The sequence below is a fragment of the Roseococcus sp. SDR genome, assembly GCF_019083995.1.
Classification (GTDB): Bacteria; Pseudomonadota; Alphaproteobacteria; order Acetobacterales; family Acetobacteraceae; genus Roseococcus.
In genome coordinates this window covers 1-14,665 of the sequence record NZ_JAHRCU010000044.1, presented here as the reverse complement: position 1 = coordinate 14,665, position 14,665 = coordinate 1, and the positions used below count along the sequence as shown (strand labels likewise).

The window sequence follows — 14,665 nt, the reverse complement described above, 5'->3', positions numbered from 1 at the left end:
GCGCAATCGCCGCCCATTGCCGGTCCGAAAGCCAGAACTCACCCGCCATGACCCAAGCTCCGCTACCCAGCAGCTTGAATCACACCCCGCCGCGTCGCGCCTAGAACTGATTGGGTTTGGAGCCTAGCGCGACCCGTGCGAAGGTCGATGGAAGCCCGCCCGGCATTGACCGGTCCTTAACCCATTCCATTGCAAACAGTTCACATGGACCTGGATCGAGGAGCCGACAGCGTGTCACTGCGTCATCTTTCCATCGTGAACAAGCTTCGCCTGGGCCTGGGGGCGCTGCTGCTGCTGGTCGCGCTTCTCGCTGGCGGGGCGCTGCTTGTGATCCGTGACATGAAACACCGCGCGGAGGATATCAGGAGCAACTGGTTGCCCTCCCTGGTTGCGACCGCGGCGCTGAACACCGCGGTGCTGGAGATGCGGCGCAGCGAACTGTCCCTGTTCACCCGGACCGACCCGGCCGACCGGGCGCGCGTGATGGAGGCGCTGGCGGGCCAGGTTTCGCGCGTCCTTGCCGCGCTCGAGCGCTACCGGCCTCTGCTCGCGCATCCCGACGAGTTCCGGGTCTTCCCCGGCGTCGAGCAGGCGTTGCGTGACTACATGGCATTCCACCGGCAGATCGCGGAGGCCGTGCGGGCCGGCGACATGGCGCGGGCGGGCGTGGTGCTGACCGAGGGCCGCCCCGCCACGGACCGCGTCATCCAGGGCCTGGAGGAGCTGGTGCGGATCAATGAGCGTGAAGCTGCGGCCACCGCAGATGCGGCCTCCGATGCCGCTGCCTTCGGCAATGCTGCGCTGAGCTTCCTGCTTGTCGCGGTGCTGGGCCTGGGCATGGCCATTGCCGTCCTGCTCGGCCGTTCGATCGGTGGGCGCATCGTCACCCTCTCCGATGCATTGCTGCGCCTCGCACGGCGCGACTACGCCTTCGTGTTGAAGGAGGTGAAGGATGGGGATGAGATCGGCCAGATGGCCCGTGCCCTGGACAGCTGCCGGGACGGGCTGAAGGAGGCGGACCGCCTGGCCGAGGTTGCGGCGGCCGAGGCGCGCCGCCAGGCGGCGCGCGGCGCGCGGGTGGATGCGCTGGTGCAGGGCTTCGAGGCGGAGGCGCGCGAGGCGTTGGGCACGGTGTCGAGCGCTGCGACCGAGCTTTCCGCGACCGCGGTCGCGCTCTCGGAGACGGCGGGGGATGGCACGCGCCAGGCCACCGCCCTGGCCTCCTCGGTCGGGCAGGCGAGTGCCAATGTGCAGACTGTCGCCGCCTCCTCCGAGGAGCTGGCCAGCTCCATCGCCGAGGTGGCGCGCCAGGTGCGGCACACCGCCGCCATCACCGAACGCGCGAGCGAGGCGGCCCGCGAGACGGACGGGACCGTGCGCGGCCTCGCGGAAGCAGCGGCGAAGATCGGCGATGTGGTCCGCCTGATCAACGACATTGCGGGGCAGACCAACCTCCTGGCGCTGAACGCGACGATCGAGGCGGCGCGGGCGGGCGATGCGGGCAAGGGCTTTGCCGTGGTGGCGAGCGAGGTGAAGAGCCTGGCCGGGCAGACGGCGCGCGCGACCGAGCAGATCAGCCAGCAGATCACCGCCATGCAAGCGGAGACGACGCGCACGGTGGAGGCGATCGCGGGCATTGGCCGCACCATCGAGGAGCTGAACGCGACGACGGCGCAGGTCGCTGCCGCTTCCGAGCAGCAGGCGGCGGCCACGCTGGAGATCGGGCGTGCCGTGGCCGAGGCCGCGCGAGGGGTCGAGGATGCCTCGCGCGGCGCGACGGGCATGATGGAAGGGGCGGAGCGCACCGGCGGATCGGCCCAGGATGTCCAGGGCGCCTCGGCCGAGCTGGCGCAGCAATCCGAACGGCTGCGTCTGCGTGTGGGCGGCTTCCTGCACGATATCCGCGCGGCGTGACGGTGCCGCGCGGCCCACGCATGGCCGCCTTGCCGGAAATCGGCGCCGCAGGGGCCGGAAATCGCGGCGCCGGGCTGGACAGGCGGTGCGCGGCATTCTAAACGCCGCGCTTCCGGTGGGAGGCATGCGCCTCCCGGCCGCAGGGAAACGCGGGAGGTTGCGGGCCAGACTTCGCCCGGAACCGGCAGGACCGCGGGTCTCTCCACATCGAGAGGACTGATTGTCATGGCAAAGAAGATTGCGGGCTACATCAAGCTCCAGGTGCCCGCGGGCAAGGCGAACCCCTCGCCGCCGATCGGCCCCGCGCTGGGTCAGCGCGGCCTGAATATCATGCAGTTCGTGAAGGAATTCAACGCGGCGACGCAGCAGATGGAGCCGGGCACGCCGACGCCCGTGGTCATCACCGCGTACACCGACCGCAGCTTCTCCTTCATCACGAAGACGCCGCCCAACACCTACTTCCTGAAGAAGGCCGCGAAGATCGAGAAGGGCAGCACCACCCCGGGCAAGGGCGCCATGGTGGGCCGCGTGACCAAGTCGCAACTGGCCGAGATCGCCAAGACGAAGATGCAGGACATGAACTGCACCGACATCGAGAGTGCGGTGAGCATGCTGGCGGGCTCGGCCCGTTCCATGGGCATGACCGTGGTGGAGGGCTGAACATGAGCAAGCGCATGAAGGCCCTGGCGGCCACCGTCACCCCGAACAAGGCCTATCCGCTGGATGAGGCGATCGCGCTGGCCAAGGCCAATGCGAAGGCGAAGTTCGACGAGACGATCGAGATCTCGATGAACCTCGGCATCGACCCGCGCCATGCCGACCAGATGGTCCGCGGCGTGGTCGGCCTGCCGAACGGCACCGGCAAGACGGTCCGCGTGGGCGTCTTCGCCCGCGGCCCGAAGGCCGAGGAAGCCAAGGCCGCCGGCGCCGATGTGGTGGGCGCCGATGACCTCGCCGCCCTGGTGCAGGAAGGCAAGATCGACTTCGACCGCTGCATCGCGACGCCGGACATGATGGCCCTCGTCGGCCGTCTCGGTAAGGTGCTGGGCCCGCGCGGCCTGATGCCGAACCCGAAGCTCGGCACCGTCACGATGGACGTGAAGGGCGCGGTCACGGCCGCCAAGGCCGGCCAGGTGGAGTTCCGCGCCGAGAAGGCCGGCATCATCCATGCCGGCATCGGCAAGGCGAGCTTCGGCGCGGATGCGCTGCTGGCCAATGCGCGCGCCTTCGTGGACGCCATCCAGAAGTCCCGCCCGACCGGCGCCAAGGGCACCTTCGTGAAGAAGGTCGCCGTTTCGTCCACCATGGGCGTGGGCGTTTCGGTGGATGTGACCAGCCTGAACGGCTGAGCAGCCCACCAGGGCTGAGAGATTCGTCCCGGCTTCGGCCGGGGCGCGCAGGTGGCGGGGCTTCGGCCGCGCCGCCGCAACCTGTCGGAGATTGCAGGCGCCTGATTTCGGTCAGGCTTAATGGGCCGAGGCCCGCCCGCATGAGACGGGGAACCGAGATTCCACCGCCCCCGGCTTCGGCCGGGGCGGAATGGCTTGGCTTTCCGGCAACGACAGGCGAACGGGGCAGGGGGATGGTCCCCCGGCCCCCGTGTGAACCGGTCGGGGCCCCTCCACCAGGCTTCGACCACCGACGGAGACGTGACGTTGGATCGTCAGGAAAAGCGCGCCTTCGTTGACTCGATGGCCGAAGTCTTCGCGCAGACCTCCTTCGTGCTCGTGGCCCAGAACAAGGGTCTCACGGTCGCGGCGGTGGATGATCTGCGCCGGAAGATGAAGGCCGCCGGGGCGACGTACAAGGTTGCGAAGAACCGGCTGGCCAGTCGCGCCCTCGACGGCACCCGTTTCCAGGGCATCACGCCGCTGCTGAAGGGCCCGACCGCGCTTGCGTGGTCGGCCGACCCGGTGGCCGTGGCGAAGACCGCCGTGGAGTTCGCCAAGGGGAACGACAAGTTCGTGATCCTGGGCGGGGCGCTTGGCACCCAGAACCTGAACGTCGATGGCGTGAAGGCCCTGGCCGAGCTTCCCTCGCTCGATACGCTGCGCGCATCGCTGCTGGGTCTGATCCAGACCCCCGCGACGCGCATTGCCGGGGTGGTTCAAGCCCCCGCAGGGCAGCTGGCACGGGTGCTGAAGGCATATGCGGACAAGGAAGCCGCCTGAGGCACATCGCCGCTGGACCTAGGGTTCGGCGGCGGGAAGCCACCAGGCGGTGGGTCCGCAGAGGGGCCGATCAGCTTTCCACTTATTTGGCCCTGCCACGATGTCGCGGTGGGGTTGTCAAGCCACAGTCAAGCCATTAGTTAGAAGGAACACGAATATGGCCGATCTTGCAAAGCTCGTTGACGAGCTGTCCGCGCTGACCGTCCTGGAGGCCGCCGAGCTCTCCAAGATGCTCGAAGAGAAGTGGGGCGTCTCCGCCGCCGCGCCGGTGGCGGTTGCCGCCGTGGCCGGCCCGGCTGCCGCTGCCGCCCCCGCCGCCGAGGCGCAGACCGAGTTCACGGTGACGCTCGCCAATGCCGGCGACAAGAAGATCAACGTGATCAAGGAGATCCGCACCATCACCGGCCTGGGCCTGAAGGAAGCCAAGGACCTGGTCGAGGGCGCTCCGAAGGTCGTCAAGGAGAATGTCTCCAAGGAAGAGGCCGACAAGATCAAGAAGGTCCTCGAAGAGAACGGCGCGACGGTCGAGGTCAAGTAAGACCGCGCGGTTGTGTTTCACGGTCCGCGGCGGGGCTTCGGCCCCGGCGCGGATCGGACTGGTTACCAAGTCGGGATGGGCGGCAATCGGGTCCGATTGCCGCCCCTCTCGCCGTTTCAGGGGCAGGGTGCCGCTGGAATGCTGGCCGATGGTTTTGCCGGCGCCGGAACTTCCCGGACGCCAGGATAAGGAAGCGGGACAGGCATGAACGCTATCAGCAAGTCGTTCACGGCACGCAAGCGCATTCGCAAGAGCTTCGGCAGGCTGCCCGAGGTCGCGCCCATGCCCAACCTGATCGATGTGCAGCGTGCCTCCTATGCGTTCTTCCTGCAAATGGAAACGCATCCGGACAGCCGGACCAATACCGGCCTGCAGGAGGTCTTCAAATCCGTTTTCCCGATCAATGACTTCGCGGGCCGCGGCCGCCTGGAGTTCGTCCAGTATGAGCTGGAAGAGCCCAAGTATGACGTCGAGGAGTGCATCGCGCGCGGCCTGACCTTCGCAGCACCGCTGAAGGTGAAGCTGCGCCTGATCGTCTGGGACCTGGACGAGGACACGGGCAGCCGCTCCGTCCGCGACATCAAGGAGCAGGATGTCTACATGGGCGACATGCCGCTCATGACCGACAACGGCACCTTCATCATCAATGGCACCGAGCGCGTCATCGTCAGCCAGATGCACCGCAGCCCGGGCGTCTTCTTCGACCATGACAAGGGCAAGACGCACAGCAGCGGCAAGTATCTCTTCGCCGCGCGCGTCATCCCCTATCGCGGCTCCTGGCTCGACTTCGAGTTCGACGCCAAGGACATCTGCTATGTCCGCATCGACCGGAAGCGCAAGCTGCCGGCCAGCACGCTGCTGCTGGCGCTGGACAGCGAGGCGACCGAGGCGAAGCGCGCCGAGCGCGCCGCCCAGGGCCTCGAGATGGAGCCCTCCGAGATCCGCGGCATGGACGCCGAGGAGATCCTGGCCGCCTTCTACGGCCAGGTGGAATTCAAGCGCGGCCCCAAGGGCTGGTCGCGCGCCTTCGACCCCGAGAGCTTCCGCGGCATCAAGCTGCTCGAGCCGCTGGTGGACGCCAAGACCGGCGCCGTGGTGGCCGAGAAGGACGTGAAGATGACGCCGCGCGCGGCGCGCAAGATCGTCGAGGCCGGCACGACGGAAGTGCTGGTCGGCCGCACCGATCTGCTGGGCCGCTTCGTCGCCGTGGACCTCGTGAACATGGAGACGGGCGAGATCTGGGCTGAGGCTGGCGAGGAGCTGACCGAAGCCAAGCTGGCCGCCATCGAGCATGCCGGCATTGACGTGCTGCCGACGCTGGCCATTGATCAGACGGTCGGCGCCTGGATGCGCAACACGCTGGCGGTGGACAAGAACACCAACCGCGACGAAGCGCTGATGGACATCTACCGGGTGATGCGCCCGGGCGAGCCGCCGACGCCGGAGACGGCCGAGGCGCTGTTCAAGGGCCTGTTCTTCGACCCGGACCGCTATGACCTCTCGGCCGTGGGCCGCGTGAAGATGAACATGCGCCTCGGCTTCTCGCTGGAAGAGGCGCCGGACCATCTGCGCACGCTGCGCAAGCAGGACATCGTCGCCACCATGCGGGTGCTGATGGACCTGAAGGATGGCCGCGGCTCGATCGACGACATCGACAATCTCGGCAACCGGCGCGTGCGCTCGGTGGGCGAGCTGATGGAGAACCAGTACCGCGTCGGCCTGCTGCGCATGGACCGCGCGATCAAGGAGCGCATGGGCGCGGTGGATATCGACACCGTTATGCCGCATGACCTGATCAACGCGAAGCCGGCGGCGGCGGCGGTGCGGGAGTTCTTCGGCTCCTCGCAGCTGTCGCAGTTCATGGACCAGACCAACCCGCTCTCCGAGGTGACGCATAAGCGCCGCCTTTCGGCGCTGGGTCCGGGCGGCCTGACGCGCGAGCGCGCGGGCTTCGAGGTGCGCGACGTGCACCCGACGCATTACGGCCGCATCTGCCCGATCGAGACGCCGGAAGGCCCGAACATCGGCCTGATCAACTCGCTCGCCACCTTCGCGCGGGTGAACAAGTATGGCTTCATCGAGACGCCCTATCGTCTCGTGAAGGACGGCAAGATCACCGGCGAGCCGCGCTACCTCTCCGCCATGGAGGAGGAGAAGCTGGTGGTGGCCCAGGCCGACGCCTCGGTGGATGCGTCCACCGGCGAGTTCCTGAGCGACCTCGTCTCCGTGCGCCAGGGTGGCGATTTCCGCCTGGTGAAGCCGAACGAAGTGACGGCCATCGACGTCTCGCCGAAGCAGCTGGTCTCCGTCGCGGCCGCGCTCATTCCCTTCCTGGAGAATGACGACGCGAACCGCGCGCTGATGGGCTCCAACATGCAGCGCCAGGCGGTGCCGCTGATCCGCGCCGATGCGCCGCTCGTCGGCACCGGCATGGAGGCCGCGGTGGCGCAGGATTCGGGCGCGGCCATCTCGGCCCGCCGCGACGGCATCGTGGACAGCATCGACGGCGCGCGCATCGTGGTGCGCGCGACGAATGAGGAAGGCCAGACGGCGGGTGTCGACATCTACCGCCTGCGCAAGTTCCAGCGTTCCAACCAGAGCACCTGCATCAACCAGCGCCCGCTGGTGAAGGTGGGCGACCGCGTGACGGCGGGCGAGATCATCGCCGACGGCCCGTCCACGGAGCTGGGCGAGCTGGCGCTGGGCCGCAACGTGCTCTGCGCCTTCATGCCGTGGAACGGCTACAACTTCGAGGACTCCATCCTCATCAGCGAGCGCATCGCGCGCGACGACGTGTTCACCTCCATCCACATCGAGGAATTCGAGGTGATGGCGCGCGACACGAAGCTGGGCCAGGAGGAGATCAGCCGCGACATCCCCAATGTCGGTGAGGAAGCGCTGCGCAACCTCGACGAGGCGGGCATCGTCTATGTCGGCGCCGAGGTGCATCCGGGCGACATCCTGGTCGGCAAGGTGACGCCGAAGGGCGAGAGTCCGATGACGCCGGAAGAGAAGCTGCTGCGCGCCATCTTCGGCGAGAAGGCGTCCGATGTGCGCGACACCTCGCTGAAGCTGCCGCCGGGCGTCTCGGGCACCATCGTGGATGTGCGCGTCTTCTCCCGCCGCGGCGTGGACAAGGATGAGCGCGCCATGGCGATCGAGCGCGCCGAGATCGAGCGCCTCGCCAAGGACCGTGACGATGAGCGCGCGATCCAGGAGCGCTCCTTCTATGGCCGTCTGCGCGAGCGCCTGCTGAACAAGAAGGCCTCGGGCGGCTTCAAGGGTGTGAAGGCGGGCACGCCGATCACCGATGAGGTGCTGGACCAGTTCGCCAAGTCCACCTGGCGGCAGATCGCCGTCACGGATGACGCGGCGATGGTCGAGATCGAGGCGCTGAAGCGCGAGTTCGACGCCGCCGTCGAGCGCCTGCAGAAGCGCTTCGAGAGCAAGGTCGAGAAGCTGCAGCGCGGCGATGAGCTGCCGCCGGGCGTCATGAAGATGGTCAAGGTCTTCGTCGCCGTGAAGCGCAAGCTGCAGCCGGGCGACAAGATGGCCGGCCGCCATGGCAACAAGGGTGTCGTCTCCCGCGTCGTGCCGATCGAGGACATGCCCTTCCTGGAGGATGGCACCTCGGTGGACCTGGTGCTGAACCCGCTGGGCGTGCCCTCGCGCATGAATATCGGCCAGATCCTGGAGACGCATCTGGGCTGGGCCTGCGCCAATATCGGCCGCGAGGTCGGGCAGCTGGTGGATGATTTCCGCCGCTCCTCCGCCGTGCGGGATGAGCTGCTGGAGAAGCTGAAGGACGTCTACGGTCCCGAGATCTTCGAGCGCGACATCCTGCCGATGAGCGAAGAGCAGCTGATGGAGCTGGCGGACAACCTGAAGAAGGGCATCCCCATCGCGACGCCGGTCTTCGACGGTGCGCGCATCTCCGACATCGAGAACATGCTGACCAAGGCGGGGCTCGACACCTCCGGCCAGATGCAGCTGATCGATGGCCGCACGGGCGAGCTTTTCGAGCGCAAGGTGACGGTGGGCTACATTTACATGCTCAAGCTGCACCACCTGGTGGATGACAAGATCCACGCGCGTTCGATCGGCCCCTACTCGCTGGTCACGCAGCAGCCGCTGGGCGGCAAGGCGCAGTTCGGCGGCCAGCGCTTCGGCGAGATGGAGGTCTGGGCGCTCGAGGCCTATGGCGCCGCCTATACGCTCCAGGAGATGCTGACGGTGAAGTCGGACGACGTGTCCGGCCGCACCAAGGTCTATGAGGCGATCGTCCGCGATCAGGACAGCTTCGAGGCCGGCATCCCCGAGAGCTTCAACGTGCTGGTCAAGGAGCTGAAGAGCCTGGGCCTGAACGTGGACCTGGAGAATCGCGGTCCCTGATCCGGGGCTGGCGCCAAAGATACGGTGACCCCGCGGCCGGGGTCACCGCGATGAAATTCCCCTTCAAGGCCCGGTGTGCCCCGTTTTTATCGGGGGGCGGGAAGAGAGCGAGGCGGCATGAACGAGTTGATGAAGATCCTGGGCCAGACGGGCCAGGCGATGACCTTCGACCAGATCAAGATCTCCATGGCGTCGCCGGAGCAGATCCGCTCCTGGTCCTATGGCGAGATCAAGAAGCCCGAGACCATCAACTACCGCACCTTCAAGCCGGAGCGGGACGGGCTGTTCTGCGCCCGCATCTTCGGCCCGATCAAGGACTATGAGTGCCTCTGCGGCAAGTACAAGCGGATGAAGTTCCGCGGCATCGTCTGCGAGAAGTGCGGCGTGGAAGTGACGCTCGCCAAGGTCCGGCGCGAGCGCATGGGCCATATCGAGCTGGCCGCGCCGGTCGCCCATATCTGGTTCCTGAAGAGCCTGCCGAGCCGCGTCGGCCTCATGGTCGACATGAGCCTGAAGGAGCTGGAGAAGGTCCTCTACTTCGAAAGCTATGTGGTGCTGGAGCCGGGCCTGACGGACCTGAAGCTGCACCAGCTGCTGACCGAGGACCAGTTCGTCACCAAGCAGGATGAGTTCGGCGAGGACGCCTTCCGCGTCGGCATCGGTGCCGAGGCGGTGAAGGAAATCCTGCACGGGATGGATATGGGCAAGGACGCCACGCGTCTGCGCGCCGAGCTGAAGGAGACGACCTCTGAGGCCAAGCGCAAGAAGCTGGTGAAGCGCCTGAAGCTGATCGAGGCCTTCTCGGAATCCGGCGCGCGTCCGGAGTGGATGATCCTCGACGTCGTGCCGGTGATCCCGCCCGAGCTGCGCCCGCTGGTGCCGCTGGATGGCGGCCGCTTCGCGACCTCGGACCTGAATGACCTGTATCGCCGCGTCATCAACCGCAACAACCGCCTGAAGCGGCTGATCGAGCTGCGCGCGCCGGACATCATCGTGCGCAACGAGAAGCGCATGCTGCAGGAATCGGTGGACGCGCTGTTCGACAATGGTCGCCGCGGTCGCGCCATCACGGGCGCCAACAAGCGCCCGCTGAAGTCGCTGTCCGACATGCTGAAGGGCAAGCAGGGCCGCTTCCGCCAGAACCTGCTCGGCAAGCGCGTGGACTATTCGGGCCGCTCGGTCATCGTGGTGGGCCCGGAGCTGAAGCTGCACCAGTGCGGCCTGCCGAAGAAGATGGCGCTGGAGCTGTTCAAGCCCTTCATCTACTCGAAGCTCGAGAAATACGGCCACGCCTCCACCATCAAGCAGGCCAAGCGCATGGTGGAGAAGGAGCGTCCCGAGGTCTGGGACATCCTGGAAGAGGTGATCCGCGAGCACCCGGTGCTGCTGAACCGCGCGCCGACGCTGCACCGCCTGGGCATCCAGGCCTTCGAGCCGGTGCTGGTCGAGGGCAAGGCGATCCAGCTGCACCCGCTGGTCTGCACCGCCTTCAACGCCGACTTCGACGGCGACCAGATGGCCGTGCACGTGCCGCTCAGCCTCGAGGCGCAGCTCGAAGCGCGCGTGCTGATGATGTCCACCAACAACATCCTCAGCCCCGCCAACGGCAAGCCGATCATCGTGCCGAGCCAGGATATCGTGCTCGGCCTCTACTACCTCAGCCTCGACACGCCGGAGTTCCGTGCAGCCGAGGATGACAAGGCCCCGCTGATCGGCGACATCGGCGAGATCGAGCACGCGCTGGAAGTGAAGGCGCTGACGATCCACACCAAGATCCGCACCCGCCGCGCCACGGTGGATGCGGAGGGCAAGCCGATCATCGAGCGCGTGGTGACCACGCCGGGCCGCATGCTGATGGGGGCGCTTCTGCCCAAGCATCCGCAGCTGCCCTTCTCGCTGATCAACCGGCTGCTGACGAAGAAGTCCATCTCGGACGTGATCGACGCCGTCTATCGTCACTGCGGCCAGAAGGAGAGCGTGATCTTCGCCGACCGGCTGATGGGGCTCGGCTTCAAGCACGCGGCCCGCGCCGGCATTTCGTTCGGCAAGAACGACATGATGATCCCCTCCGAGAAGGAAGGGCTCATCGCCACCACCAAGGCGGAGGTGAAGGAGTTCGAGCAGCAGTATCTCGACGGCCTGATCACCTCGGGCGAGCGCTACAACAAGGTCGTTGACGCCTGGTCGCGCTGCACGGACGAGGTGGCGAAGGCCATGATGGCCGAGATCCAGAAGCAGGAGATCGGCAAGCCGACCAACTCCGTCTGGATGATGTCGCATTCCGGTGCGCGTGGTTCGCCGGCGCAGATGCGCCAGCTGGCCGGCATGCGCGGCCTGATGGCGAAGCCCTCCGGCGAGATCATCGAGCAGCCGATCATCTCGAACTTCAAGGAAGGCCTCACCGTGCTGGAGTACTTCAACTCCACCCACGGCGCCCGCAAGGGCCTGGCCGACACCGCGCTGAAGACCGCGAACTCGGGCTACCTGACGCGTCGCCTCGTGGACGTGGCGCAGGACTGCATCATCATGGAGGATGATTGCGGCACCGAGCGCGGGCTGAACGTGCGCGCCATCATGGATGGCGGTGACGTGGTCTCCTCGCTCTCCGAGCGCATCCTGGGCCGCACCACGCAGGAAGACGTCCTCGACCCCGCGACGGGCGAGGTGATCATCGCGAAGAACATGCTGGTCGAGGAAGCCGATGCCGAGCGCATCGAGAAGGCCGGCGTCGAGCAGGTGCTGATCCGCTCGGTGCTGACCTGCGACTCGCTCCAGGGCGTCTGCGGCAAGTGCTATGGCCGCGACCTTGCGCGCGGCACGCCGGTGAACATGGGCGAGGCGGTGGGCGTCATCGCCGCGCAGTCCATCGGCGAGCCGGGCACGCAGCTCACCATGCGCACCTTCCACATCGGCGGTGCGGCGCAGCGTGGCGCCGAGCAGTCGGCGGTGGAGGCGACGGTCGACTCGACGGCCAAGCTGCACAACCTCTCGCTGGTCACGAACTCGGCCGGCGCGCCGATCGTCATGAGCCGCAACTGCGAGGTGGCGCTGACCGACGCCAATGGCCGCGAGCGTGCGCGCTTCCGCGTGCCCTATGGCGCCAAGATGCTGGTGACGGACGGCCAGAAGGTCGAGCGTGGCCAGAAGCTGGCCGAGTGGGACCCCTTCACGCTGCCGATCATCACCGAGCGCGAGGGCAAGGTCGAATACCAGGACCTGATCGAGGGTGTGACGCTCGTCGAGCGCACGGACGATGTGACGGGCCTCACCTCCAAGGTGGTGGTGGACTACAAGGCCAGCGCCAAGTCGGCCGATCTGCGTCCGCGCATCGTGATGAAGGATGCCCGCGGCGAGGTGATGAAGCTGCCGAACGGGGCCGAGGCGCGCTACTTCCTCAGCCCCGACACGGTGCTGAGCGTGGACAATGGCGCGACCGTGGAGGCGGGCGACGTGGTGGCCCGCATGCCGCGCGAATCGTCGAAGACGCGTGACATCACCGGCGGTCTGCCCCGCGTGGCCGAGCTGTTCGAGGCGCGCCGCCCGAAGGATGCCGCGATCATCAGCGACATCGACGGGCGCGTGGAATTCGGCAAGGACTACAAGGCCAAGCGCCGCATCGTCGTGAAGAGCGAGCCGATGGGCGATGAGCCGCCGCTCGAGCGCGAATACCTGGTGCCGAAGGGCAAGCACGTCTCGGTGCAGGAAGGCGACTATGTGAAGGCCGGCGACCCGCTGGTGGACGGCCCCCGCGTGCCGCACGACATCCTGCGCGTGCTGGGTGTGGAGGCGCTCGCCAACTACCTGGTGAACGAGATCCAGGACGTGTACCGACTGCAGGGCGTGAAGATCAACGACAAGCACATCGAGGTGATCGTTCGCCAGATGCTGCAGAAGGTCGAGATCCTCGAGCCGGGCGATACGACCTATCTCATCGGCGAGCAGGTGGACCGTTTCGAGTTCGATGCGGAGAACGAGAAGCGCCTGAAGCTGGGCGAACGCCCGGCGCGGGCGGAGCCGGTGCTGCAGGGCATCACCAAGGCCTCGCTGCAGACGCAAAGCTTCATCTCGGCCGCCTCCTTCCAGGAGACCACTCGCGTGCTCACCGAGGCGGCGACCGCCGGCAAGGTGGACAGCCTGGGTGGCCTGAAGGAGAACGTGATCGTAGGCCGCCTGATCCCGGCGGGCACGGGCTCCGTGATGAACCGCCTGAAGGTGCTGGCCGCGCGCCGGGACAGCGGGCGCCTGCCCGCCCAGCCCGCGCTGGCCGAGCCGGATGCGAGCCCCGCGGCCGCCGAATAGCGGCATGCGGATTTCCCTTGGCCCGCGCGTGGCCAAGGGCACCCCGGCGGGAGGGAATCGCCCTCCCGTCGCTTGACTCAGGTCGGGGGGGTGGTTAAGACGCGCATCTCGCCGGGACGTTTCGCAAGTTGCGTCTTGGTATGTTGGTTCAAACGCCTTGCTTCGGTCGCCCCTGCCGCGAATTTGGCAGGACAGGCCCGGGGTTGACGCGGTGGCCCGTTCGGAGCGCAGAAGCGCCCGTCGGGCCGCGTGTCGTTTGGTGAATGGGTCGCAGAAACGATTACGAAGGGGCGTCATGCCGACGATCAACCAGCTCATCGCGCAAGGGCGCGAGCCGCGTCGCAGCCAGAACAAGGTTCCGGCTCTCGAAGGCTGCCCGCAGAAGCGCGGCGTGTGCACGCGCGTCTATACGACCACGCCGAAGAAGCCGAACTCGGCTCTCCGTAAGGTCGCGAAGGTGCGCCTGACCAATGGCTTTGAAGTTGTGAGCTACATCCCCGGCGAGGGGCACAACCTGCAGGAGCACTCGGTGGTGCTCATCCGTGGCGGCCGCGTGAAGGACTTGCCCGGCGTGCGCTACCACATCCTGCGCGGCGTGCTCGACACGCAGGGCCTGCCGAAGCGGCGCAAGCGGCGCTCGCTCTACGGCGCCAAGCGGCCGAAGTGAGGAACTGAGAGATGTCACGTCGTCACCGCGCGGAAAAGCGCGAAGTCCTGCCGGATCCGAAGTTCGGCGATGTCGTCCTGAGCCGTTTCATGAACGTGCTGATGTACGACGGCAAGAAGTCCGCGGCCGAGGGCATCGTCTATGCCGCCATGGACACGCTGAAGCGCAAGGGTGGCGCGAATGCCGACCCGCTTCGCCTGTTCCACGAGGCGCTGGACAATGTGAAGCCGGCCGTCGAGGTGCGTTCGCGCCGCGTCGGTGGCGCGACCTACCAGGTGCCCGTCGAAGTGCGCCCCGAGCGGCGCCAGGCGCTGGCGATCCGCTGGCTGATCGACGCCGCCCGCAAGCGCGGTGAGAGCACGATGGAAGAGCGCCTCTCGGCCGAGCTGATGGACGCGGTGAACAACCGCGGCACGGCGGTCAAGAAGCGCGAGGACACGCACCGCATGGCCGAAGCCAACAAGGCCTTCAGCCACTACCGCTGGTAAGCGGGCCCATACCCCCTTTTCGGCGCCCGTGAGCGGGCGCTGACACAACCTTTTCGGATTGGATGCACGACGATGGCCAAGGCGAAGTTTGAGCGGAACAAGCCGCACTGCAACATCGGGACGATTGGTCACGTTGACCATGGCAAGACGTCCCTGACGGCGGCGATCACGAAGGTGCTGGCGAAGCAGGGTGGTG

General features: G+C 67.0%; 10 protein-coding genes. All 10 read left to right on the top strand.

The window, feature by feature from the left end; all coding sequences use genetic code 11:
• Window positions 1-231 precede the first annotated feature (231 nt).
• On the top strand, window positions 232-1,914 hold the full coding sequence (locus KTR66_RS24305) for a methyl-accepting chemotaxis protein (protein ID WP_213617350.1): 1,683 nt from the start codon (window positions 232-234) through the stop codon (window positions 1,912-1,914).
• A gap of 225 nt (window positions 1,915-2,139) precedes the next feature.
• The gene (gene rplK, locus KTR66_RS24300) at window positions 2,140-2,574 is read left to right on the top strand and encodes a 50S ribosomal protein L11 (RefSeq protein WP_213617349.1); all 435 of its coding nucleotides are present in this window, start codon (window positions 2,140-2,142) and stop codon (window positions 2,572-2,574) included.
• A gap of 2 nt (window positions 2,575-2,576) precedes the next feature.
• Window positions 2,577-3,263 carry a 50S ribosomal protein L1 gene (gene rplA / locus KTR66_RS24295; RefSeq protein ID WP_213617348.1) on the top strand — a complete coding sequence of 229 codons (687 nt, stop codon included), beginning with the start codon at window positions 2,577-2,579 and terminating at the stop codon, window positions 3,261-3,263.
• 306 nt (window positions 3,264-3,569) lie between these two features.
• Entirely contained in the window at window positions 3,570-4,085 is a 516-nt protein-coding gene (gene rplJ / locus KTR66_RS24290; protein WP_213617347.1) for a 50S ribosomal protein L10, read from the top strand.
• Window positions 4,086-4,242: 157 nt separating this feature from the next.
• Window positions 4,243-4,623 carry a 50S ribosomal protein L7/L12 gene (gene rplL / locus KTR66_RS24285; protein ID WP_213617346.1) on the top strand — a complete coding sequence of 127 codons (381 nt, stop codon included), beginning with the start codon at window positions 4,243-4,245 and terminating at the stop codon, window positions 4,621-4,623.
• A 204-nt stretch (window positions 4,624-4,827) separates the two neighbouring features.
• Window positions 4,828-9,015, top strand: a complete 4,188-nt coding sequence (gene rpoB, locus KTR66_RS24280; protein ID WP_213617345.1) for a DNA-directed RNA polymerase subunit beta — start codon at window positions 4,828-4,830, stop codon at window positions 9,013-9,015.
• A gap of 117 nt (window positions 9,016-9,132) precedes the next feature.
• Entirely contained in the window at window positions 9,133-13,314 is a 4,182-nt protein-coding gene (rpoC, locus tag KTR66_RS24275; RefSeq protein ID WP_213617344.1) for a DNA-directed RNA polymerase subunit beta', read from the top strand.
• Between the two features lie 295 nt (window positions 13,315-13,609).
• The gene (gene rpsL, locus KTR66_RS24270; protein ID WP_131546751.1) at window positions 13,610-13,981 is read left to right on the top strand and encodes a 30S ribosomal protein S12; all 372 of its coding nucleotides are present in this window, start codon (window positions 13,610-13,612) and stop codon (window positions 13,979-13,981) included.
• An 11-nt stretch (window positions 13,982-13,992) separates the two neighbouring features.
• Complete coding sequence (gene rpsG, locus KTR66_RS24265) at window positions 13,993-14,469, top strand: 30S ribosomal protein S7 (RefSeq protein ID WP_131546750.1); 477 nt, start codon at window positions 13,993-13,995, stop codon at window positions 14,467-14,469.
• 72 nt (window positions 14,470-14,541) lie between these two features.
• Window positions 14,542-14,665: GTP-binding protein (locus KTR66_RS24260; RefSeq protein WP_249732391.1), on the top strand; the 124-nt coding region annotated here is incomplete at its 3' end.

What these genes read in the sequence shown, in the direction of transcription:
- rpsG (WP_131546750.1), top strand. Translation starts at nt 13,993, where the DNA reads ATGTCACGTCGTCACCGCGCGGAAAAGCGCGAAGTCCTGCCGGATCCG.
- rpsL (WP_131546751.1), top strand. Translation starts at nt 13,610, where the DNA reads ATGCCGACGATCAACCAGCTCATCGCGCAAGGGCGCGAGCCGCGTCGC.
- rplL (WP_213617346.1), top strand. Translation starts at nt 4,243, where the DNA reads ATGGCCGATCTTGCAAAGCTCGTTGACGAGCTGTCCGCGCTGACCGTC.
- rplA (WP_213617348.1), top strand. Translation starts at nt 2,577, where the DNA reads ATGAGCAAGCGCATGAAGGCCCTGGCGGCCACCGTCACCCCGAACAAG.
- rpoB (WP_213617345.1), top strand. Translation starts at nt 4,828, where the DNA reads ATGAACGCTATCAGCAAGTCGTTCACGGCACGCAAGCGCATTCGCAAG.
- rplK (WP_213617349.1), top strand. Translation starts at nt 2,140, where the DNA reads ATGGCAAAGAAGATTGCGGGCTACATCAAGCTCCAGGTGCCCGCGGGC.
- rpoC (WP_213617344.1), top strand. Translation starts at nt 9,133, where the DNA reads ATGAACGAGTTGATGAAGATCCTGGGCCAGACGGGCCAGGCGATGACC.